The 21,458-nt window shown below is 71.8% G+C and carries 17 protein-coding genes; 7 read left to right on the forward strand and 10 right to left on the reverse strand.

The features are described from left to right. A partial coding sequence (locus tag AC3ERT_RS27780) for a helix-turn-helix domain-containing protein (protein WP_335981025.1) occupies positions 1-968 on the reverse strand: 968 nt, incomplete at its 3' end. 270 nt (positions 969-1,238) lie between these two features. Here AC3ERT_RS27780 and AC3ERT_RS27785 point away from each other — a divergent pair. From AC3ERT_RS27785 to AC3ERT_RS27795, 3 genes are read left to right on the forward strand one after another with little or no spacing between them, the layout of a single operon-like run. After that, positions 1,239-2,657, forward strand: a complete 1,419-nt coding sequence (locus AC3ERT_RS27785; RefSeq protein WP_435177440.1) for an FAD-dependent oxidoreductase — start codon at positions 1,239-1,241, stop codon at positions 2,655-2,657. Beyond that, entirely contained in the window at positions 2,654-2,866 is a 213-nt protein-coding gene (locus tag AC3ERT_RS27790; RefSeq protein WP_435131477.1) for a hypothetical protein, read from the forward strand. Before AC3ERT_RS27785 ends, AC3ERT_RS27790 begins: the two co-directional genes overlap by 4 nt. After that, entirely contained in the window at positions 2,859-3,710 is an 852-nt protein-coding gene (locus AC3ERT_RS27795; protein ID WP_435177442.1) for an alpha/beta fold hydrolase, read from the forward strand. Before AC3ERT_RS27790 ends, AC3ERT_RS27795 begins: the two co-directional genes overlap by 8 nt. A gap of 316 nt (positions 3,711-4,026) precedes the next feature. Here the strand turns inward: AC3ERT_RS27795 and AC3ERT_RS27800 are convergent, their stop codons facing one another. After that, positions 4,027-4,578 (reverse strand): hypothetical protein, encoded by a 552-nt coding sequence (locus AC3ERT_RS27800; RefSeq protein ID WP_435177444.1) that lies wholly within the window; start codon positions 4,576-4,578, stop codon positions 4,027-4,029. Between the two features lie 311 nt (positions 4,579-4,889). Between AC3ERT_RS27800 and AC3ERT_RS27805 the strand changes: the two genes are divergently transcribed. After that, positions 4,890-6,200 (forward strand): carbohydrate-binding protein, encoded by a 1,311-nt coding sequence (locus AC3ERT_RS27805; protein WP_335981030.1) that lies wholly within the window; start codon positions 4,890-4,892, stop codon positions 6,198-6,200. A gap of 55 nt (positions 6,201-6,255) precedes the next feature. Here AC3ERT_RS27805 and AC3ERT_RS27810 read toward each other — a convergent pair whose 3' ends face one another. The 5 genes from AC3ERT_RS27810 to AC3ERT_RS27830 form a co-directional block, all read right to left on the reverse strand. After that, positions 6,256-7,377: a response regulator gene (locus AC3ERT_RS27810; RefSeq protein ID WP_435177446.1), complete on the reverse strand. Its 1,122-nt coding sequence runs from the start codon at positions 7,375-7,377 to the stop codon at positions 6,256-6,258. A 440-nt stretch (positions 7,378-7,817) separates the two neighbouring features. Next, positions 7,818-8,759, reverse strand: coding sequence for an ADP-ribosylglycohydrolase family protein (locus AC3ERT_RS27815; RefSeq protein WP_435177448.1), 942 nt, complete (start codon positions 8,757-8,759; stop codon positions 7,818-7,820). Continuing rightward, positions 8,756-9,619, reverse strand: a complete 864-nt coding sequence (locus tag AC3ERT_RS27820) for a Gfo/Idh/MocA family oxidoreductase (protein WP_435177450.1) — start codon at positions 9,617-9,619, stop codon at positions 8,756-8,758. Before AC3ERT_RS27820 ends, AC3ERT_RS27815 begins: the two co-directional genes overlap by 4 nt. 44 nt (positions 9,620-9,663) lie before the next feature. Next, positions 9,664-10,812 (reverse strand): Fic family protein, encoded by a 1,149-nt coding sequence (locus AC3ERT_RS27825; RefSeq protein WP_435177452.1) that lies wholly within the window; start codon positions 10,810-10,812, stop codon positions 9,664-9,666. A 100-nt stretch (positions 10,813-10,912) separates the two neighbouring features. Further along, positions 10,913-11,560 (reverse strand): TetR/AcrR family transcriptional regulator, encoded by a 648-nt coding sequence (locus AC3ERT_RS27830; RefSeq protein WP_435131482.1) that lies wholly within the window; start codon positions 11,558-11,560, stop codon positions 10,913-10,915. A gap of 173 nt (positions 11,561-11,733) precedes the next feature. On the opposite strand from AC3ERT_RS27830, the gene AC3ERT_RS27835 reads away from it, so the two are divergent. Beyond that, the gene (locus tag AC3ERT_RS27835; RefSeq protein WP_435131483.1) at positions 11,734-13,263 is read left to right on the forward strand and encodes an MFS transporter; all 1,530 of its coding nucleotides are present in this window, start codon (positions 11,734-11,736) and stop codon (positions 13,261-13,263) included. Between the two features lie 43 nt (positions 13,264-13,306). Here AC3ERT_RS27835 and AC3ERT_RS27840 read toward each other — a convergent pair whose 3' ends face one another. Together AC3ERT_RS27840 and pepN are read right to left on the reverse strand one after the other, a co-directional pair. Continuing rightward, the gene (locus AC3ERT_RS27840) at positions 13,307-15,304 is read right to left on the reverse strand and encodes a TerD family protein (RefSeq protein WP_435177518.1); all 1,998 of its coding nucleotides are present in this window, start codon (positions 15,302-15,304) and stop codon (positions 13,307-13,309) included. A gap of 143 nt (positions 15,305-15,447) precedes the next feature. Next, positions 15,448-17,997: an aminopeptidase N gene (gene pepN, locus AC3ERT_RS27845; RefSeq protein ID WP_435177454.1), complete on the reverse strand. Its 2,550-nt coding sequence runs from the start codon at positions 17,995-17,997 to the stop codon at positions 15,448-15,450. 341 nt (positions 17,998-18,338) lie between these two features. On the opposite strand from pepN, the gene AC3ERT_RS27850 reads away from it, so the two are divergent. After that, positions 18,339-18,428 (forward strand): tryptorubin family RiPP precursor, encoded by a 90-nt coding sequence (locus tag AC3ERT_RS27850; protein WP_335981040.1) that lies wholly within the window; start codon positions 18,339-18,341, stop codon positions 18,426-18,428. A gap of 137 nt (positions 18,429-18,565) precedes the next feature. Next, positions 18,566-19,621, forward strand: coding sequence for a cytochrome P450 (locus AC3ERT_RS27855; protein ID WP_435177456.1), 1,056 nt, complete (start codon positions 18,566-18,568; stop codon positions 19,619-19,621). Positions 19,622-19,737: 116 nt separating this feature from the next. Here AC3ERT_RS27855 and AC3ERT_RS27860 read toward each other — a convergent pair whose 3' ends face one another. Next, a complete protein-coding gene (locus AC3ERT_RS27860) occupies positions 19,738-21,405 on the reverse strand; it encodes a beta-1,3-glucanase family protein (protein ID WP_435177458.1) in 1,668 nt (555 codons plus the stop codon). Positions 21,406-21,458 lie beyond the last annotated feature (53 nt).

Here is a 21,458-nt window from a genome sequence, read left to right on the forward strand (position 1 = left end):
CGGGCCGCGGTGGGGGGCTCGGCGAATCGTTTCCTGTACGCCTTGACGAAGTGGCTGCTGTCGGCGAAGTGCCAGCGAGCGGCGATCTCGGACACGGTCAGCCGCGTCGAGGCCAGCTCCGCCCTGGCGCGTTCGAGGCGGCGTTCGCGCACGTATCCCATGACCGGCGGCGTGGCCGCTTGGCCGAACGCGCGGTAGAGGGTGCGGACGGACACGTTCAGGGCCGCCGCGATCCCGCGGGGACTGAGGTCGGGGTCGGCGAGCAGCCGGGTCTCGATGTGGTCCATCGCCGCCCTGAGGAGCGCGGGGGCGAACTCGGCGTCGTCGATGACCTGGTCGTTCATCAGGCCTCTGAACAGTTCCAGGGTGGCGTTGCGGGCCGCGCCGCCGGCGGCGGCGCCGAGTCCGTCCGCCAGTTCCGTCCAGAGCCGGAGCTGGGCGAGCAGCAGGGCCGCGGCGGGTGAGGTCTGTTCCGCGGTGACCGCCCGCGTGTTCGCCGGGAAGCGGATCTCGCTCGCGGGGAGGACCAGGGTGATCGCCCGGGTGCCGCGGGCGACCTCGAAGTCCCACGGGTCCTCGTTCCTGCGCACGCACACCATTCCGGCCGCCGCCGTGGTCCGCTGGCTCTCCGTGGCGAAGCGCCACTCCCCGCTGAGCGTCACGCTCGTCACGATCCGGTCCTCCAGGTGCCCGCCCGGGCCCCCGGTGCTGCCCGCGACCGCGTCGCTGTACTGGTCCTCGAGGAAGAGGTCGAGCAGGTTCTGCTTCCAGATGCGCGCGCGGTACGTCCCCGCGCCGTGCCGCGGCAGCCGCATGGGCGGCGCCGGCACCCGCTCGCCGCCCTGACGCCGCCACTCCCCGAGCAGCACGCGGTTCCGGTTCTCGTTCGCGTACGGCACGGTGATGTCGACCACAGGCGTCGAGGGGTCCCCGATCCGCCATGGAGACACGCTCACTTCGGTGCTCATCCCGCGCAACGTTACTCCGCACCGGCCGCCACACCCGGCCCACCACCCCAGGCCCGGCGCACGGCGCCGTCTCGGGTGGCACGGAAGTACCACGCACTCGGCAGGCCGGTACTGGCCTCCGGCGTGCGGGCCTTGTGAGCATGAGCAGGCGCTTCCCGCCCTCCCCCGGGACGGAGCGGGTCTCGCCGGACCCTCGCGGGTCCTGGTTCCGACTGCCTGGGCGCTGATCCGCCGGTCCAGGTCCGTTCCACTCACCGGCTGGAGTTCTCGGTGTCCGAATCCGCAGTGGCTCTTTTCGAGAGCCTCGTCGGCGCTGAGCCGCCGCACGACGCACCCGTCCTGTTCGACACCGCGTGCGTGATGGGCGGGAGCATCGCGGGACTCCTCGCGGCACGGGTGCTCTCCGACCACGCGCGCGAGGTCGTCATCGTCGAGCCCGACGACATATCGGCGCAGGCCCACTCGCGCCCCGGAGTGCCCCAGGACCAGCAGGTGCACACGCTGCTGCCCGCCGGCCGCCGGTGGATCGAGCGGTGGCTTCCCGGCGTCTCGCAGGAGGCGCGGGACCGCGGCGCGTCGCTGGCCGGACCGGACAAGCAGTTCGTCGGCTACGACGACGCCCGGCAGGCGCCGGACGGCGTGGACCACCAGTTCCTCGCCATCGGGCGTCCGCTGCTGGAGACCCTCGTCCGTGACCGGGTCACCGCCCTGCCCAACGTCTCGGTCCTGCGGGCGCAGGCGACCGGGTTGCGCTACGGCGGCGGCGCCGTCACCGGTGTGCGCTTCGCCGGGGCCGGAACCGGCGGTCAGGGCGAGCGGGCGGAGGGAGTCCTCGCGGCGGACTTCGTCGTGGACGCCATGGGGCGCTCCAGCAGGCTCTCGCACTGGCTCGGGCAGGACGGTTACGACCAGCCCCGGCTGGAACGGCTGGAAGCCCCGGTCAACTACGCCACCGCCCTGTTCGAGCGCCGGGCGAAGTTCCCGGAGTTGGAAGTGGCGACGGTGCTGCAACTGTTCACGCCGCAGTACCCGTCGGGCGGGGTGTCCGTCGCCGCGGCGACCGCGGTCGAAGGGCAGCAGTGGCTCGTCATGCTGATGGGCTACGGCGACAACCGGCCCGGCAGGACGATCGACGCGTTCCGCGCGCACTGTGCCGCGCTGCCCCCGGTCTTCAACGACGCCACCAGCGGCGTCGTCACCCGCGACGTGGTGACGTACCACCAGGCGGAGAGCCGGCGGCGCCACTTCGCCGAGGCCGAACGCCTGCCGGCGCGCCTGGTCAGCGTGGGGGACGCCGTGGCGTCCTTCAACCCGGTCTACGGCCAGGGCATGAGTTCCGCCGCGCTGCACGCCTCCTGCCTGGCCTCCTACCTCGGCAGCGGCGCCGACCTCGACGAGGCGGCCACCGAGTTCTTCCGCCTCCAGCAGGTGGTCGTCGACGCGGCCTGGGCCGTGTCCGCGGGCGGAGACGCTGCCCGCCTCGACGCCGAGAACGGGACCGAGGTGCCGGAGGAAGTGCGGCAGCAGCGCCTGGCCATGGCACAGATCGTCGGTGCCGCCCTCGTCGACCCGGAGGTGTCAAAAGCGTTCAACAACGTGTCCTACATGCTGCGCCACCCCGGCACGCTGTTCGATCCGGTGATCCTGGCGAAGGCGGCAGCCGCCACCGAGGGAGCTGCGGCGCAGTGACCGGCACCGAGATCGAGACCGCGGTCGACACCGTGATCGACCGGTACGTCAGGCTGTCGGACCGTGCGGTGCACGACGACTCGGCGCTCGAGGAGTTGCTGTCGTGGTTCGCCGCTGACGCCACGGTGCGGGTCGGCCCGGAACCGGTCCCGCGGCCTTCAGGCCGTCGCACCCCCGCTCATCCTGTGTTCGGAGATCTGAATGCCTGACGTGACCACCGAGGACGGCGTTCGCATCAATGTCGTCGAGAAGGGCCGGGCGGACGGACGCCCCCTCGTCTTCGTCCACGGCCTCGGCGGTTCGAGCCGTATGTGGGAAGGCGTGATGTCCGTACCGGAACTTGCCGACCGCTACCGCCTGCTCGCGTTCGATCTGCGCGGCCACGGCCGCTCCGACACCGATCTCGCGCCCGAACTGCTCACGGCCGACGGTCCGGTGGCCGGCGCGGAACTCTGGTCACGCGACCTGGACGCGGTGCTGGCCGGGACCGTCTCGCCGATCCTGGTCGGCTGGTCCTTCGGCGCCGGCGTCATCCAGTCCTGGCTTCAGACCCATGGCGGGCTCGGGCCGGCGGAAGCCGCCGTCCTGGCCTGCGGGCCCAACGTCAACGGTCCGGTACCGCTGGACGATCCGGCCGCAGGGCTCATCACGCCCGAGGCGGTCGGGGCCCTTGTCGGTGCCGCGCACGACGGCACGACGTTCGCCCGCCGCATCCTGGCCAACCGCGCGGACGACACCTCCGCCGACGCCGACGCCATCAAGTGCGTCGCCACCATCGCCGAGGCCACGCCGGCCGAGTCGGTCGCCGGGGTACTGCGGCACGTCGTCGACTTCCGGCCCTTCCTGTCGAAGCTCAGCGCATCGACACGCGCGCGGGTCACCGCCGTCATCGCCGACGGCGACCAGATCTTCGACGCCGCCGCCAGCCAGGCGGTCTGGGAGCAGGTGGGGGTCCGGACCGTCCACGTTCCCGGCTCCGGCCACGCACTGCCCATCCGCGAGCCCGACCGTTTCGCGCACCTCCTGCTCGGCATCCTCGAGTCAGACGGATGACGGCTCCCGCCACGGCTTGACGCCACCGACGAGGCGGGCCGGTGGCGGTGGCGGCGTCCAGCGAGCAGCGAGCAGCGGCACGCGGTGGCCACATGGTGCTGCCAGGTGACGAACGGACCTCGTGATCCCCGCCATCGCCTCCGTCCAGGGCCTCCCCCGGTTCACCCGCGACGCCGCCGGATTCAAGGGGCTGGACGGCTCCCTGACCGTCGTCGCCATCTGACGCGGAGCGTCCACCGGGTGCGCTGCGCCCGACCGCGGGTCGGAGTCCCGGGCCGGGCAAGGGTGGGGTGGGGTGGGGTGGCCGCCGCGGCGGTCAGACGTACTCGGCGGGCCGGGGCCGCTGCTCCGAGGCGGCCGTTCCGTCGCGCTTCGCGCGGCCGAGCAGCAGCTGCCCGCGCAGGACGATGGTGCCCAGCCGGACCACGACCTCGCCGAACGCCATCAGGATGAGCGCCACCACCCACGCCTGGGCGCTGGTGATGTCGTGTGCGGCGGAGAAGTGCGCGACGTGGACCTCGCCGGAGGGGTGCGAGGACCACACGGCGAAACCGAGCCGGAAGCCCATGCTGACCACCCACAGGGCAGCCGCGCCCACGGAGGCGCGTATCCGTACGTGGCCGTCGGCCAGCCGGACGCGGGTGAGCAGACCACCGACGAGGCCGAAGGCGATGCCCACGGCGACGAAGATGCCCGCCAGCAGCAGGTCGTTGCCGGCGGTGGGGATGTGGTGCAGGTAGGTGGCCGCCGCCCAGCTGATGATGGCCAGCGGCAGCAGCACGGTCCGGACGGTGAGCCGCTCCTCGCGCATCTGCCGGAAGACGATGAGCACGAGGACGATGTCGATGATCCAGTCGGTGGTGGTCATGGCATCGAGCATCCGCTGCGGCGGGCTCCGTTCCCTCAACCCACGGGTTGAGCTCGGGGTGGAGATCGCGTCTCCACCCCCGTCGGCCCCGTACGGGCTGCCGCCCGATCCGGCCAAAGTAATTATGCAACTTTGTTGAAGGGTTGACCGGCCCGCGCGCCGCCCCTACATATTGGTCTTGACCAATCTGCTCGACGTTTCAGGACCACTTCGTTCACCCCCACGTGCGAAGCGGCCGCCTCGCCCACCCACCGGGTCAGCGGGGCGAGGCGCCGCGACGCAAGAGCGCCCCTCACTCCTGGAGGATTCCCATGCGCGTCGGAAGACACGTTCTGCGCAAGGCACTCATCACCGGCTCGGCACTCGGGCTGACCATCGGCGGCGCGGCCTTCGCGATGGCCTCGGCGCCCGCCGCGCAGGCGGCCTCCACCTGCGCCGCGGCGTGGAGTTCCAGCACGGTCTACACCGCCGGCCAGCAGGCGAGCGAGAACGGGACCAACTACACGGCCAACTACTGGACTCAGGGCAACGACCCCGCGACCAGCAACGGCGGCGCCGGCAGCGGACAGCCCTGGACATCGGCCGGCGCGTGTACCGGCGGGTCCACGGGCGGGACCACCGGCGGGTCCACGGGCGGCTCCACCGGCGGCAGCGGCGGGACCGGCACCGGTTCGGCCAGCGGGCTGCTCTTCAGCCCGTACAAGGACGTCACCATCAACATGAACTGGAACACCTACCAGATGCAGTCGGCCGTGACCGGGTCCGCGCTGCCGGTGGTGGGCTCCGGCAGCCTGGTGTCGCAGTACGTGCCGAACCTGCCCGCGCTCACCGTCTCGTTCGCCACCGGTGCCTGCGGCAGCGAGAACTGGGGCGGCGTCCCGGGTGCCTCCTGGGCCGCCGAGAACGTGCCGCAGCTGAAGTCCGCCGGGCTGAACTACGTCGTGTCCACCGGCGGCGCGGCCGGAAGCTTCACCTGCGGCTCGACGGCGGGCATGGAGTCGTTCATCGCCCGCTACGCCAGCCCCAACCTGGTCGGCATCGACTTCGACATCGAAGGCGGCCAGAGCGCGTCGGACATCCAGAACCTGGTCGCCGCGGCGGCCGGCGCGCAGGCGCAGTACCCGAACCTCCAGTTCTCCTTCACCCTCGCCACGTTGGGCGCGTCCGACGGCGGCTACGGCGGCGTGAACTCGCTCGGCGACACGGTCGTCAAGGCGGTCCTCGCCTCCAACCTCCAGAAGTACGTCATCAACCTGATGACCATGGACTACGGCAACGCCTCCAGCAGCGTGTGCGTCGTCTCCGGCGGCACCTGCGAGATGGCGCAGTCGGCGATCCAGGCCGTGAAGAACCTGGAGCACACCTACGGGGTCCCGGCGAGCAAGATCGCCGTCACCCCGATGATCGGCATGAACGACGCCACCAGCGAGACCTTCACCGCCGCGGACGTGGACACGCTGTCGTCGTACGCGGTCAGCAACGGCCTGGCCGGGCTGCACTACTGGTCGCTGGACCGGGACACGCCCTGCTCGTACACGTACGCCTCCCCCACGTGCAACTCCGTCCCCAGCACGACTGCGCTGGAGTACACGAAGAAGTTCCTGAGCGACCTCGGGCACTGACCGCCCCCGCCGCGAACGGGCCGCGCACGGCACCCCCGTGCGCGGCCCGCCGTCGTCACGGCGTGGCGCGGGCCTCCAGGTGCATCTGGACGAAGGCTTCGACCTTGGCACGGATGATCCAGGGATCGAACGGCTTGACCAGGTAGTCGACGGCGCCCGCGGTGTAACCGCGGAAGATGTGCGCCGGGTCGTGGTCCATGGCGGTCAGGAAGACGATGGGGATGTTGCGGGTGCGGGCGCGGCGTTTGATGTGGAGGGCCGTTTCGTAGCCGTCCATGTCCGGCATCTGCACGTCGAGCAGGATGACGGCGAACCCTTCGCTGTCCAGCAGGGCCTTGAGCGCGGCTTGGCCCGAGTCCGCGGTCACGACCTCGTGCCCCAGACCGGCCAGCACCGCCTCGAGTGCGAGAAGGTTGGGCTGCTTGTCGTCCACGATCAGGATGCGCGCCGGGTTCCGCAACATCGCCTCGGCCGGGGGGTCCAGGACAGCGGCAGGGGCCTGCTCGACCGTGCCGAGTGCGGGCAACGGTCCTTCGGCGATGGCAAGTTGCCGTTCCAGGACGTCGCACCGGGACTCCGCGAGCATGACCCGCAGCCGGGTCTCCTCGAGCTCCGTCTCCAGTGTCCTGACCTGGCTCTCCAGTCGCCGGCGCTCGGCGAGCAGGTCGTCCACGCTGCCCGACCCGTCCGGCGGCAGCTGGGTCGATGTGCGTTCGGCCAACCACTGCGACTCCAGCAGACTGAAACGCACTTCGAGGTCGGCGATGCGGTGCTGGCGGTCCAGCAACGCATCGCCGAGCACATCCTCCTGCGCGGTGGCGCGGCGTGCCTCACGGTCGGCGTCGGCCAGTTGCTGCTGGAGGACCTGCACCCCGTCCGCCGGGGGGACACCGCCCTGGACCGCGAGGCGGTGCAGTTCACGGACGCGTTCCAGGGTCAGCGGCGTCGCCGGAGCGCCGTGATCCGCGGCGAGGTCGGCGAAGAGTTCGACCACGAACTCCCAGGGCGGCACCCGCGTGCCACCCAGGTAGCGGGAGACCGTCCCCGCGTCGCGGTAGCGCCGGGCAGCGTACCGACGCACCGATACCCCCAAGCCGGCGAAGAGCGTACGCAGCGCCTGCGCGAACGCTCGGCAGTCGTCGTCCAACTCTTCGGCCAGCGGCCTTAATTCGCCCATCCCTCCGTGCCCTCCTGTCCACAGGTCTCCGCACCGGGCGGTTCTGGTCCGATGCCAAGCATGGCGTCGGCTCCTCTCACTCGGGCCCGGTACCGCCGATGAGCCGATCGAAGAAGGGAACCGCCACACCGAAAGTCCCTGCTCCGCACAGAACACACTGGGTGGGCTCGACGCCGCCCACTGCGGACACCACTCCGGCGCCGAGTCCCGCCAGCACGGCCAGAGTGAAGACCAGCGCCGCTCTGACGGTCAGTAACGGTGTACGCACTGAAGACCTCTTTCCGCGGCGGGTGCCGCCGCACGCCCTGCCCGGCCGATCGGCCCGACGGCATCCAGACTGGCGGCACGCAACACCGTTGCGGCCCGCAACGGGACCCACCGCAGCGGACGGGCAACACCCTGGCAGCAGTCAGGTGACACGGCTGCCCGGAAGCGTCGCGTCAGGCGGTCGCCAGGCGGTGGGCGAGGTGGGTGAGGTGCGGGAGTCGGAGGGTTCGGTGGGGGGTCGGCGTTGCCGGGAGGGGGACGTGGAGCGGGGTGGTCCAGCGGGCGGGGACGGCGGTGATGCCGTGGAGTGCGCCGGCCAGGGCGCCGGTGACCGCCGCGACGGTGTCGGTGTCGCCGCCGAGGTCGATCGCTGCGCGGACCGCGTGCTCGTACGAGGTGGTGGTGCGCACCGCCCAGACCGCGGAGCCGAGGCAGGGCCAGACGGCGCCGTTGAACTCGGAGGCCCGGGAAGGGTGCCAGTCGGGGGCCAGGACAGTCGCGTAGCGGTCGCGGTGGTCGTCGTGGGCGGCGGCGAGGGTGGCGGGGATCGCGGTGAGCGGGTCGCCGCCGGACAGCGCGACGCGCAGCAGTTCGTGGAGGATCGCGGTGCCCTCCCACGCCGCCGGGTCCCCGTGCGTGAGGGCGGACAGCCGGCGTCCGGCCTCCATCGTGGCGCTGCGGCCGTGTGCGGCGAAGTAGACCGCGGAGGTGGCCGCGCGCATCAACGCGCCGTTGCCGGCGGCGCGTTGGTTGGTGCGGAAGTGCTCCGCGGCGGCGCTGTCCCAGGGCAGGCCGTTGGTCAGGACGTCCTCGGTCTGCAGGCCGATGTCCTTCGGGTCGGCCGCAGCCCACCGCCGGAAGCGCGCGAACACGTCCGGCAGGTCCAACCCGCCCCGTTCCAGGAGCGATTCGCCGACGTGCACCGCCATCTGCGTGTCGTCCGTGGCCTCGCCGGGCTCCCAGCCGCCGCCACCGCACATCTCCCCGCCGCCACCGGGGCGGGGGAAGCGGGCCGAGAAGGCGCCCGCCGGGCCGAACTCGAACGGCGCGCCCAGCGCGTCTCCCACGGCCGAACCGACCACCGCGCCGGCGGCGCGGTCCTCGCGGGGTGTCATTTCGGCAGCCGTGGGGTCGGGGTGCCGGGGGTGCGGGCGAGCTCGTGGAGGAGGTGGATCGGGCGGAGCAACGCGTCGTAGGGCAGGGGTGGTTGGCGGGTTCGGGCCATGTGGAGGAAGGTGCGCAGGCCCGGCAGGAGGTAGTGGTCGCCGAGGGTGAGGGTGCGCTGGGTGAGGTGGGTGCGGGTGGCGGCCATGGCGTGGAAGGGGATCTGCGCGGTCTCGGTGGGGCGTACGAGGGTGACGACGACGCGGGTGGTGCCGGCGGTGGTGGTCGCGGTGAGGGTCGTGGCGGTGCGGGCCACGTGGATGTCGCCGAGGGGGCCGGGGGCCAGGCGCAGGGCTGTGTCGACGGCGTGGATGCCGTAGAAGAAGACACCGCCGTACGGGCCTTGCGGGTCGGCGGGGCCGGACACGGCGACGACCTCCGCCCCGCCGTGGGCCGCGGTCTCGGCGGCGAGGGCGTCGGTGTCGGGCAGTGCGCGCAGCGCCGAGTACGAGGTGAGCGGCGCGTCGTGGGCGCGGGCGGCGGCGATGATCGCCTCCGCGTCCGCGATGTCGCAGGCCAGCGGCTTGTCCACGAAGACCGGCAGGCCCTGTTCGAGGAACGGCACGGCGTGGGCGCGGTGCAGGGCGCCGTCGCGGTCGGCGACCATCACGGCGTCGACCAGGCCCAGCAGATCGGTAGGCGCCTCGACGATCCGATCCAACCCGCCCTTCGCGTACAGGAGTTCGTTGCGCTCCGAGGCGCCTCCGCTCAGCGCGACCACGCGGGCGCCGCCGCCCAGGGCCTCGACGTTGAGGTGGTGCACGATGTGGTCGACATGGCTGCTCTCGGTGCCGACGATGCCGATGCGCATGACCCTCCTCCGCCGCCCGGGGTACGGGACCAGGCCACCGGCGGTCAGTGAGGATCGTACGGGTCGCGGATCGTGTGGCGGCGGTGGGCGGCCTCGAGGACGTCCGGGGGGAAGCGGTCGCCGGCCACGTAGTGGCGCCCCTTGGTCTGCCCGACGGCGGCGAGGATTCCCGACCTGACGAGGGCCTGCATGTCCCGCGTGGCCTGCTGGGAGTTGAGTCCTTCGCTCTTCTCGTAGCGCGAGCGGCGCACCCGCCCGGTGATGGCCACCTCGTGCAACGCGGAGACCTGCCGTTCGCTGACGCCGAGCGCCGCGGAGTAGCCGTCGAGCAGGACCCACACATCCGTCGAACGTTCCACGCGATGGCGTACGCGCTGCGCCTGCTCGTGATAGGCGCGCAGGTTGAAGGAGATCCACGGCCCTGTGTCGCGCTCCGGCGAGTACACGGGGCCGCCGACGTCACGGAGCACCTTGTAGTAGTCCCAGGTGTGCCCGGGCATCCCCAGCCATTCCTCGACCGAGGAGAACTCGGGTGCCAGAACATGCTCCCTGGCGATGACGAGGGTTTGCAGGCTGCGCGACATCCGGCCGTTGCCGTCGACCCACGGGTGGATCTTCACGAGGTTGAGGTGGGCCATGGCGGCACGGATCAGGGGGTCCACATCGAGGTCGCCCTCGTTGAGCCAGTCCACCAGCTCGCCGACGAGTGCGGGCAGGCGGTCCTCGTGCGGACCTTCGTACTCGACGCTGAGCGGATCGCCCGCGGCACTGATGAAGATGGGCATCGGACGCCATTGCCCGGCCGGCCTGCGGCGGCTGTGGTGATGGCCTTGCAGCATCCAGTGCAGGGCGTTGAGGAGCCCCTTGCTGTAGGTGAAATCCGCGACGTCGTACAGCGACTGGATGTAGGTCATCATCTGCTGATAGGCCAGGGTCTCCGCCTTGTCGGCCTCGCTGGCGTCGATGCCCTCCCGTTCACCGTCCATCAGGTCGGCGACGTCGCGCACGTCGACCTGGAAGCCCTCGATCGTGTTGGACGCGGCGATCGCCGAGGCCGTCAGCGCACGGCGCAGGTCCTGCGTCCACTTCGACGGCGCCTGGCTCACCGCGTGCCGCAGCTCCGAGCGCATCCCGACGACCTCTGCCAGAACGCGCTCGTCGTCGGGGGTCAGGGTCGGCGTCGCATAGAGCATGCGTCCAATGATACCTACTAACTATCATTGCCGCATGACCCGACGCCGGCCGTCGGAACGCGGGTGTCGGCCCTGATGCCGGCGCGGCGGGCCCGGACGGTCAGGTGGTGGCCTGGAGGCGGAGGCCGGCGAGGGTGAGCTCCAGGGCGGAGCGGAACTGGTCGACGTCGTCGTGGCCGTCGAACTCGTCGACGATCTCGAGGACGAAGGGGAACTCCTCGGGGTCGAGTTCGCGCCACGCCTGGGCGTAGCGGCCTAGGTACTCCTCACGGCTCACGGCGCCGCCGAGGACCTCCTGGGGCGGCTCCTGCCCGAGGTCGACCGCGGAGCCGACGACGACACCGATGACCGCGGACACCGCGTGGAAGCGCTGGAGGGCGTCGAGGTCGAGGCGGAGGGTCTGCCGGCCGAGCCGTTCGTACAGGCGCAGGGAGTTGCCCTGGACGCCGACATTGCGCATGAAGTACGAGCCCAGCCAGGGCCGGGCCACGATCGCGTCGAAGAGCGTCAGCGCCATGTCGCGGAGGGCGTCGATCGGGTCGTCGCGCTCGGGGAGCGCCTCGAGGTCGGCGAGCACCGAGCCAATGACGTGGTCGGTGGCGCGGTCGAGCAGTTCCTCCTTGTTCGCGACGTACCAGTAGATGCTGGCGACGCCGCCGCCGAGCCGCTGCGCGAGCGCCCGGAAGGTCAGCGCGGGTTCCCCCGCCTCGTCGAGCAGGGCCACCGCCTCGGTGAGTACGGACTCCATCGAATGCGACGCACGCCGGCGCCCTGCCCCCGGGCGGCTCCTCACCTCTGCCATGGCTCACATCCCCACGCGACTTGCTCTCGATCGAACGTTGTTCTATCTTAGCTCATCGTACGCCGTTCGATATTCAAACCCCGTTCGATAGCCGAACCTCGTTCGATAGGAGGGCCGCCATGACCACCGCCCCGCCTCCCCAGACCGCGCCATCCGCCACCTATCCGTCCCTGCGGGCGGCCTGGATTCCGCTGGCCGCCCTCTGCCTGGCCTTCTTCGTCGAGATGGTCGACAACACGCTGCTGTCGATCGCGCTGCCCACCATCGGCCGCGACCTCGGCAGCGGCACCACCGCGCTCCAGTGGGTCACCGGCGCGTACTCACTGACCTTCGGCGGCCTGCTGCTCACCGCCGGGTCGATGGCCGACCGGCTCGGCCGCCGCCGGGTGCTGCTGGTCGGCCTCGCCGTGTTCGGCGCGCTGAGCCTGTGCGTGATCGCCGTCACCACCGCGGGCGAGCTGATCGCGCTGCGGGCCGCGCTCGGTGTCGCGGCCGCCGCGATGGCCCCCATCACGAACTCGCTGGTCTTCCGGCTGTTCGACGACAAGGCGCTGCGGATGCGCGCCATGACCGTGATGATCATCGTCGGCATGTCCGGCTTCGTCCTCGGCCCGCTGCTCGGCGGCACCGCGCTCGCTCATGTGCGGTGGGAGTGGCTGCTCGTCGTCAACGCCCCGATCGCGCTGATCGCGTGCATCGGCGTCCGGCTCGGCGTCCCGGCCGACCGTCCGGAGGGCCTGACCCGCGACGCGCTCGACCTGCCCGGCGCCGTTCTGAGCATCAGCACCATCGGGCTCGCCTGCTACGCCCTGACCAGCGGCGTCGACAACGGCTGGCAGTCCGCGGCCACCGTCGGGTCGATCGCCGGCGCCCTCGTGGCCGGGATCGCGTTCGTCTGGCACGAGCGGCGCAGCAAGGAGCCCATGCTCGACCTGCGGCTGTTCTCCAACGGCACCGTCCGCGGCGCCGCCATAGCGCAGATCGGCATGGCGATCGCGATGGCCAGCGTGATGTTCGGGCTGATCCTGCACTTCCAGTACGCCTACGGGTGGAGCCCGGTGCGGGCGGGCCTGGCGAACCTGCCGATCATCGTGACGTTGCTCGGCGCCACCCCCCTGTCGGAGTGGCTCGCGCGCCGGTTCGGCCACCGCGTCGCCTGCCTGGTCGGCTCGGTCTGCCTCGCGGCGGCGCTGGGCGGGATGTCCTGGGGCGTCTACCACGGGTACGCCGTCATCGCCGTCTGCATGGTGGTCATGACGGTGGGGCTGCGCACCATCATGACGATCTGCGCGGTCGCGCTCGTCGACGCGATGCCGGCCAACCGCACGTCCATCGGCGCGGCCCTCAACGACACCGCCCAGGAGGTCGGCTCCAGCATCGGCACCGCCGTGGTCGGCACCCTCATCGCCGCGCTGGTCACCACCCAGCTCCCGGCAGGCACCTGGAGCCGGAGCCTCGTCGAGTCCTTCTTCCACGGCGAGCGGATCACCTACGGCGTGATCGCCGTCGCCGTCGGCCTGATCGCCGCGGGCGGCTCGCTGAGCCTGACGAACTCCCACAGCGTCGAGGAGCACCACGACGAGGACCCGGAGGACCCGGACGACGCGGACCGCGCCGCCGCGGAACGCCCCGACGGGGTCCCGGCCTGACCGCGGCTCCCGCCGCGAACAGCGGCGGGAGCCGGGCGCCGGGTCAGGCCACCGGCTGCGGCCTCCGAGCAGCCGGCTGCCGCTCCAGGCAGGTGATGACGCTGGTGTAGAAGCGGTCCACGGCCTCGTCGACGCTGCGGATGAAGCCCGATTCCGCGTTGCCGCGGGTGCTGCCCATGCTCCTCATGAGCGTGAGCCGGAAACCGGTGATGGCGGAGCCGCCCTTGGGAAGGAGGTCGCCGGGTTCGGGGCGGAGCCGCTCCAGGGTGCCGCGCGGACCGCCGGTTCCGCTCTCGGTGAGCGTCTCGATGTGGAGGTCGGCCGGTGCCTCGGCGAGTTGGCGCACCAAGCGCTTGACCCACGACAAGGGGTAGCCCTGCTCGGGGACGGGGATGTCGACCGAGGTCCGCAGGCGGCCGGTGCGCAGGTCGGCGGTGACGCTGAGGACACCCACCGTGCCGTCGACCCTGATCTCCGCGAAGAGCCGGCCGTCCGCGCACAGCCGGTCCGCGGACGCGGCGCGGCGCGCTTGCGGATCGGCGCCGCGGCGGGTGCTCTGCGCGGGGAGCACTTTCACCCCGAGTTCACCGCCGAGCCGCAGGCAGACCTGGCGGATGAGGCGCTCCCAGCTCTCGACGACCTCGACGGCCCGCTCGTCACCCTGGCAGAGCGTCTCGTCGTCGATGCCGTTGCGTACGGGAACCCAGGCGGGTCCCATGTTCTGGAAGCCGTGGCACCCGGAGTTCTCGTGCTGCAGGTAGTGCAGGAGTTCCTGGAGGAGCCAGACGCGGGTGGCGTCGCCGACGCCCTCGTGGCGGATCAGCATCTGCGCCTGGTGTACGACCTCGGCCCAGGACAGGTGCCAGAGGGCGACCTTGTGCTTACGGCGGCCGTCGACCTTCGCGTCCACCAGCGGCCTGCCGTCCAAGGCCACGTCGTTGGAGAGCGTGATCACAGCCTCGTAGCCGCGCCGGGCCGCTATGTCCAGGTAGTCCCGGACCTGGTCGGCCTTGAGTTGGTTGCCGTTCGTCTTGGTCTCGACAAGGGCGGTCCACAGTTTGCCGGCGCGTTCGACCCGGATCACACCGTCCGGGCGCCGCGGCGTCTCCTTGTGCGGGAACTGCACCTCGGTGAACGTCTCCATCCGTCCGGCGGGGGCGCCGAAGGCAGCGGTCAGCCTGCGGCCGAACTCAGGTACCTGGGCCATCACCGACAGCAGCAGGGACGTCGCCCGCGTCTCCCGCTCCCGATCGCTCTTGAGGGACGACGCCGGAAACAGCCGGGCTCGCCGCCAAACATCGCTCTCCGCAAGCGACTTCTTCTGCGTGGCCGGCAGCGTCACCTTCTTCTTGGCGGTGCGCGGGCGCCGCTTGACCACGGTCTCCTTGGTCGCAGGCCCGTCTCCCGCCGACACGGCTCCCCCGGCCGTCTCCGGTGCGGCCGCCTGGTCCGGTATCGCGCGCGATGGCTCCAATGGTTCGGGCTGGTCGGCGTCCGCCGCGGCATCGTCCTCGACGTCGATGCCGAAGTCCGTTGCCAGACCGGCCAGTCCGGAGTCGTAGCCCTGGCCGATCGCGCGGAACTTCCACTCGCCCGCACGCCGGTAGAGCTCCCCAAACAGGAACGCCGTTTCCGGCCCGGCACCGGCGATGGAGTAGCCGAGCAGCGGTTCACCGACGCGGTCGGCCAACTCCACGCGCAGGTCGTCCAGTTCGCCGAACCGCGCCTCTTCGTAGCGGCTCGCGGCGATCACGATCCGCGCCACCTCCGTGGGAACGGCGGTCAGGTCGAGGCTGATGCGGTCCTCGCTGCCGTTCTCCGTCGGCTGCTTGCCGAGGAGCTGCACACTGCCGTCCTCGGCGGCGGGGTTGTTGTAGAAGAAGAAGTCCGCGTCGCTGCGGACTTTCCCGTTGTCCCCCAGCAGCAGGACGGACACGTCCGCGTCCCCGTCTCCGGCAGCGCTGCTCCAGGACAGGCTCACGACCACCGAACCGGTGTCCTCACCCAGCGAGGCCATGCCGACGTTGGCGCCCTTGGTCATTTCGAACATGCGACCCCCCAGTCAGGTACATCACGCCGGTCCGCGGCGTGCGCACTGGGGACCATATCGCCCGCATACGGCTTTCGCGGCCCTTCGGAAGAGATGGGCCTCCCCCCGGCCGGGAGGCCCGCCCCTCGCGGGGGTCAGGGGTGGTGGAGGAGGGTGCGGTGGAGGTCGTCGAGGCTGTCGGAGAGGTGGCGGTGGAGGGACGGGGGGAGGTCGGTGCGGGTGAGGAGGTGGTGGGCGGCGCGGAGGGTGTCGGGGTGGGGGGTGGTGGGGAAGAGGCGGCGGGCGAGGGCGGTGGTGACGGCGGGGCCGCGGTCGGCGGCGGTGGGGAGTTCGTCGAAGTAGCGCTGGGCGTAGGCGTGTTGGGTGGTGAGTGAACCGGAGTGCCAGAAGCCGTCGGCGGTGGCGGCGAGGAGGGGGCCGGTGAGGGCGCCGGGGGTGAACAGTTGCTGCCAGGCGCGGGCTTTGGCGGCGTCTTCCGGGAGGGCGGCGCGGGCGCGGGCGGCGCCCAGTGCGGCGGCGTCGCTGGGGTCGGCGGTGAGTTCGGCGGCGATCCGGTCCTCGTCGACGGTCCCGGTCGCGGCGAGCCGGACCAGCGCGGCCCAGCGCAGGTCGGTGTCCAGGGTGAGGCCGTCGGGCAGGTCGCGGCCTTCCAACCAGGCGGTGAGCTCGGCGAGTTGTGCCTCCCCCGTCGCGTGGGCGATCACGCCGTGCAGGGCGGCGATGCGCAGCCCGTGTCCGGCGTCAGGTGCGGCCAGCAGGGCGCGGGCGGCGGCGCCGACCCGCAGTCGGGCGGCGGGCCGATCGGCGGGGCCGAGGTAACGGGCGACGACGTGGCCCCGGGTGAAGTCGAGTACGCCCGTCACGATGCTGTCCGAGCGCTCGGCCGGCAGATGGGCGGCGACGAGGTCGAGGTAGGCGGCGGCCGGGAGTTCGGCGTCGCGGGTCAGGTCGCGGAGGTGCTCCCACAGCACCGCGCGGCTCAACTCGTCCTCGATGGATGACAGTTCAGCGGCAACGGTCTGCGCCGAACGGGCGTCGAGCCGGATGCGGGCCCACGTCAGGTCGCCGTCGTTGGGCAGGATCAGGGCCGGGCGCGGGCCGCCGGTCAGCTCGGGCAGCGGGGTACGGCTGCCGGGCGCGGCGTCCACGTCCAGCCGCCGGTGCGCCACGAGCGCGCCGCCGTCCCGTTCGTACACGCCCAGACGCAGCCGGTGCGGGCGGGTGCCGTCGTTGACCAGGACGGCCGAGGCGACGGCTCCTTCCGGCGCATCGGCTTCCGGCCCGCTCCCAGCCGCAGCCCCCACCTCGGCCGCGGCCCCGACCTCGACCTCGACCTCGACCTCGACCCGCAGCATGTCCACGCCGGTGGTCCGCAGCCATGCGTCGGCCCACCCCGGCACCTCCGGCCCTGCCGCGTCGGCGAGCGCGTCGATGAAGTCGGCCAGCTCGGCGTTGCCCCAACTGTGCCGCGCGAAGTACGTGTTGAGCCCGGCGAAGAACGCCTCGTCGCCGAGCCGGTGCATGAGCTGGTGGAGCGCGGCCGCGCCCTTCGCGTACGAGATGCCGTCGAAGTTGGCGAGCGCCTCGGCGGCGGAACCGGCGCCGGTGGCTGCGACCGGGTGCGTGGTGGCGCGCTGGTCGGCGTCGTAGCCCCAGCCCTTGCGGGCGGAGAAGAGCGTCCAGGAGCTGGTGTAGCCGGTGGCCTCGGCCGCGATCCGGTAGCCGAGCACCTCGGCGAAGGACTCGTTCAGCCACACGTCGTCCCACCAGCGGAGGGTGACGAGGTTGCCGAACCACATGTGCGCCATCTCGTGGCACACCACCATGGCCCGCTGGGCCCGCTGCGCGTCGGTCGGCGCGGAGCGGAACAGCATCTTGTCCTCGAAGGTGACACAGCCCGGGCTCTCCATCGCCGCCCAGTTCAACTCGGGCAGGAACGCCTGGTAGTAGCCGCCGTCGAAGGGGTAGCGCACGTCGAAGAGCTGGTGCAGGCGGTCGAAGGAGGCGCCCATCAGAGCAAACAACTCCGGCGCTTCGCGGTCGAGTTCGGCGGCGAGCGAGCGGCGCGCGTACAGGCCGAGCGGGATGCCGTCGTGTTCGGCGCGCACCTGGTGCAGGGGGCCGGCGACGACCGCGGTCAGGTAGGTGGAGATCGGGCCGATCGCGCCGACCTGCCACCTGCCGTCGGGCAGCGCCGTGGTGGCGCCGTTGCCGATCACCGTCCACCCCTCGGGGGCGGTCACGGTGAAGGTGAAGGGCGCCTTCAGGTCCGGCTGGTCGAAGCAGGCGAAGACCTTCGGGGCGAGGTCGGGCGCGCAGGCGGTGTACACGTACGTCTCGCCGTCGGCCGGGTCGGTGAAGCGGTGCAGGCCCTCGGCGGTGTGCGAGTAGGGCAGGTCGGCCTCGACCAACAGCTCGTTGGCGGCGGCGAGTCCGGGCAGCGGGAGGCGGTTGCCGTCGAGCGTGGCGGGGTCGAGCAGGCGGCCGTTCAGCTCGGCGCGCAGCAGCACCGAGGGTTCGATGTCCACGAAGGACGCCGCGCCGGGCTCGGCGCAGTCGAACCGGATCACGGTGGTGCTGCGGAAGGTGTCCGCACCGCGGGTGATGTCCAGGGCGACGGCGTACGAGCGGACGTCGAGCAGCTGGGCGCGGACCTGGGCTTCGTCACGGAGCAGGGCTGGCATGCCCGCATGCTGTCCCACGGCGGCCCGCCGGACAACCCGATTCCGCAGGCAGCGAACCGCCAGGACGTACCCTCTCGGACCGTATCCGGTCGGGACGTACCGCCCGCGGCCGGTCGCGGACACCCGGGCCCGGTCCGGCACGCGCTCCTGCCGCCCGGTCCGGCCCATTCCGTTTCGACCGGCCGCGGGCACGGAATACTTGCCACGTGAGCCCCGCAAGCACCTTTGTTCCCACCGGGGTTCACCTTTCGCGGTGAGCTTTCTGGGCCCCGGGGATCGATGCCGGAGCGCAGCGGGCTCTCTTCGAACGTCCGAATCGCCCGTTCGCGTCTGCGCGCTGTGTGGAGGTGTCCATGAAGCTGGTGCGGTTGGTCAAGAGGTTCCGTCCGGAGAAGAGCCTGAAGGCGTACGCCTGGTACGGCTGGGTCTGACGGCGGCGGCCGCGCCGGACCCGGGCCCGCCTGCACGGGCCCGGGTCCGGCGTTCCGCAGCCCGTCCGAGCAGGCCCGTGCCGGCCGGCGACCGGAGAGCCCCGCCGCCCGCCAACCCGCCTCCAGGGAGTCCGCGCATGCCCGAACTACGTGCCGGTGGCCGCACCCGGCCGGTGGAGTTCGCCCCGAGAATCCAGGCACTGCTCGACCGCCACCTCGGCAGCCCGCTGTTCCGCCTGGAGCCCGACACCGTCGGCCTGGCGGGCCCCGACCTGATGAACGGCGTCCTCGCCGCCCGGCCCGCGAACGCCGCCGAGCGCCCGACGTTCAAACCCGTCCGCGGCCGCCTCGTCGACCGTACCGACGCCGCCGCCTTCATGCAGGCCGTCGGCGGCGACGTACGGGCCGCGCTGCAACGGACCCGCGGGCCCGTGCCGGACCTCAGCGGCACCTGGCCGCACGTCGCCCACACCTACCTGCGGGACCTCGTCTTCGGCGACGAGAGCCTGCGCTTCCGCGTGCTGGTCGACCGGCGCCTCGAACTCACCCCGAAGATCACCTGGTCCGCCGTCGCCTCGGGCGCCGCGTTCCTGCGCCCGCCGCGCCGGGACGTACCCCTGTCGCGGCTGGCCGCGCTGGTGCTCGGCTCGACGTCGTACGCCGACCGGCGCTACGCGATGTACCTGTACCGGCGGGTGGCGGCGCCGGTGTGCTTCACCGTCTCCGCCCTGGTCACCAACGCGCTGTGGCTCGGGGCGCCGTTCGCCGACGACGTGCCGGACCGCAACGTCATCCTGGAGGCGCTGCGGCTGCTGCCGCCGTCGTGGAACATCCTCCGCGTCGCCTCACCGGAGTTCGCCGCGGTCGACCCCCGCATCCGCGCCGACGACGACGTCCTGCTGCTGCCGCTGCTCAGCCACCGGGACCCCGGACTGTGGGAGGACCCGGCCGAGTTCGCACCCGAACGCTGGGACGGACTCGACAGCGAGACCCACCCGGGATACCTGCCCTTCGGCCCGGCCTCGGAACGCTGCTGGGGCCGGCACATGGTGCTGCCACTCGCCGAGCGGCTGCTCACGATCGTCCGGGAGAGCGGTCTGCGCGTCAGCCCCCACCAGACGCGCGCCAAGGTCGAGTTGGACGGTCTACTGGAGATCGCCGAGCTGCGCATGGTGCGCGGCAGCGGCAACTGAGCGCTGCGCGATACGTGTTGCGAAGCCACGTTGCATAGCCACGTTGCGAAGCCGCCTACGGCCGCCGCCGGTTGCCCCGGCGGCGGCCGCACATCATCGACCGGCGGTGACAGCGCTCAGCTGGTGAACGTGAACCAGTTGATGTTGACGAAGTCCGAACTGCTGCCCGAGAACACCAGGTAGACGTCGTGCACGCCGGTCGCCGAGGCGACCACGTTGGCGGGCACGGTCTGCCAGTTCTGCCAGCCCCCGTTGTTGGCGAAGTCGATCTCGGCGACCTTGGTGCCGCCGGTGCTGTCCAGCCGTACCTGGATCGCGCCGCTGACGCCCGCGTCCGCGCCGGACGCCAGCCGGGCCACGAACTGCTTCGGCGAGGAGGAGCCGAAGTTCACCGAGGAGAACTTCAGCCAGTCGCCGTTGGCGATGTAGCCGACGTCCTGCCCGCCGCCGGAGTCGGTGGTGGACTCGGTCTGGGTGCCGCTCTGCGCGGAGTACGACTCCGCCTGGATGGTGCTGTAGGCGCTGGTGCCGGTGCCCGTACCACCGCCGCCGCCCGTACCCGAGCCGGCGCCCGCGCCGAGCGAGACCGTCCACGACGTGGGGGCGCCGTCCTGGATGTGGCCGTCGACCGGCGCCTGGCCGGTGGGGCCGACGTCGTCGTACGGGAAGGCGTAGCCGATGTTCGCGTACTGGTGCACCAGGCGCGCGTAGTGGTTGGTGACCGAGTCCTGGTAGTACTGCGACGCGCTCACGCCGTCGGGCTGGTTGTTGCCGCCGGAGACCAGCAGGCTGCTGCGGTTGATCGCGGCGGCGAGCCGGGCGGCCACCGCGCCGCGCGCGTCCGCGCCGGAGTTGTAGAGCGGGCCCGAGGCGCAGCCGAAGATGTCCACGGCGCTGGGCTTGGTGAAGGCGACACCGTTGTCATTCAGTCCGGAGAACACGATCGCGCCGCCGGAGACGGTGCCGCTGTACGAGCCGATGCTGCCCTGGCCGTTGACGGTGAGCGGGGTGCTCGCGTAGTGGGTCCACACCCGGTTGAGGTAGTCGTCCCAGTAGCCGCCGAAGTCGACCGGCGCGTGCGAGGGCGACAGCACCCGCAGCACTCCGCCGGAGGAGTCGGTGACCACCAGGTGGTCCCACGGGGCGCCGTCGGCGGCGTGCTGGGACTGGAGGCCGGAGGCGATGGACGCCAGCGCGCCGGTGGGCAGCGGGCTGACCGACTGGTTGCCGCTCGCGCCGGTGCTGGCCATGGAGATCGGCAGCGCGACCATGTCGACGTAGGAGATGTTGGCGTAGAGGTTGGCGCTGTTGAAGGTGAACTCGCAGAACGTCCAGTTGGTGTTCCAGTTCGGGTCCGAGCTGACCAGCGCGGGCTGGACGAGCCCGGGGGGAGTGCCGGGGTTGACGAAGAACTGGAGTTTCTGGCCGATCGAGAACCAGACCCGGCCGCCGATGACGTAGTCGGTGAGGTTGACCGTGACCGAGGAGCCGGAGGCGCCGAGCGCGATGGAGTAGTCGGCGATCGGGGTGACCGTCGAGGACGGGTTCGGCAGGCGGTGCGCGGTGCCGTCCGACGAGACGAAGACCGGCCAACCGCTGCTGTCCGAACCGGAGACGTAGGCGTAGACGGTGCCCTGGCCGGAGTTGTTCGCCAACTTCAGCGGCAGCGAGACGCCGGCGGCGGACGCCTGCGGAAGCAGTGACGACAGCGGTGTCAGCGGCGTGAGGGCGGCCGCGGCGCCGGTGACACCGGCGGCGGCGAGAAACGAACGTCGGGAAACCACAGATGCTCCCTGGGGGGGTGACGTTCCGTCAGTAGCGCGACGGGTGGGGGCGA

The organism is Actinacidiphila sp. bgisy145, from assembly GCF_057708125.1.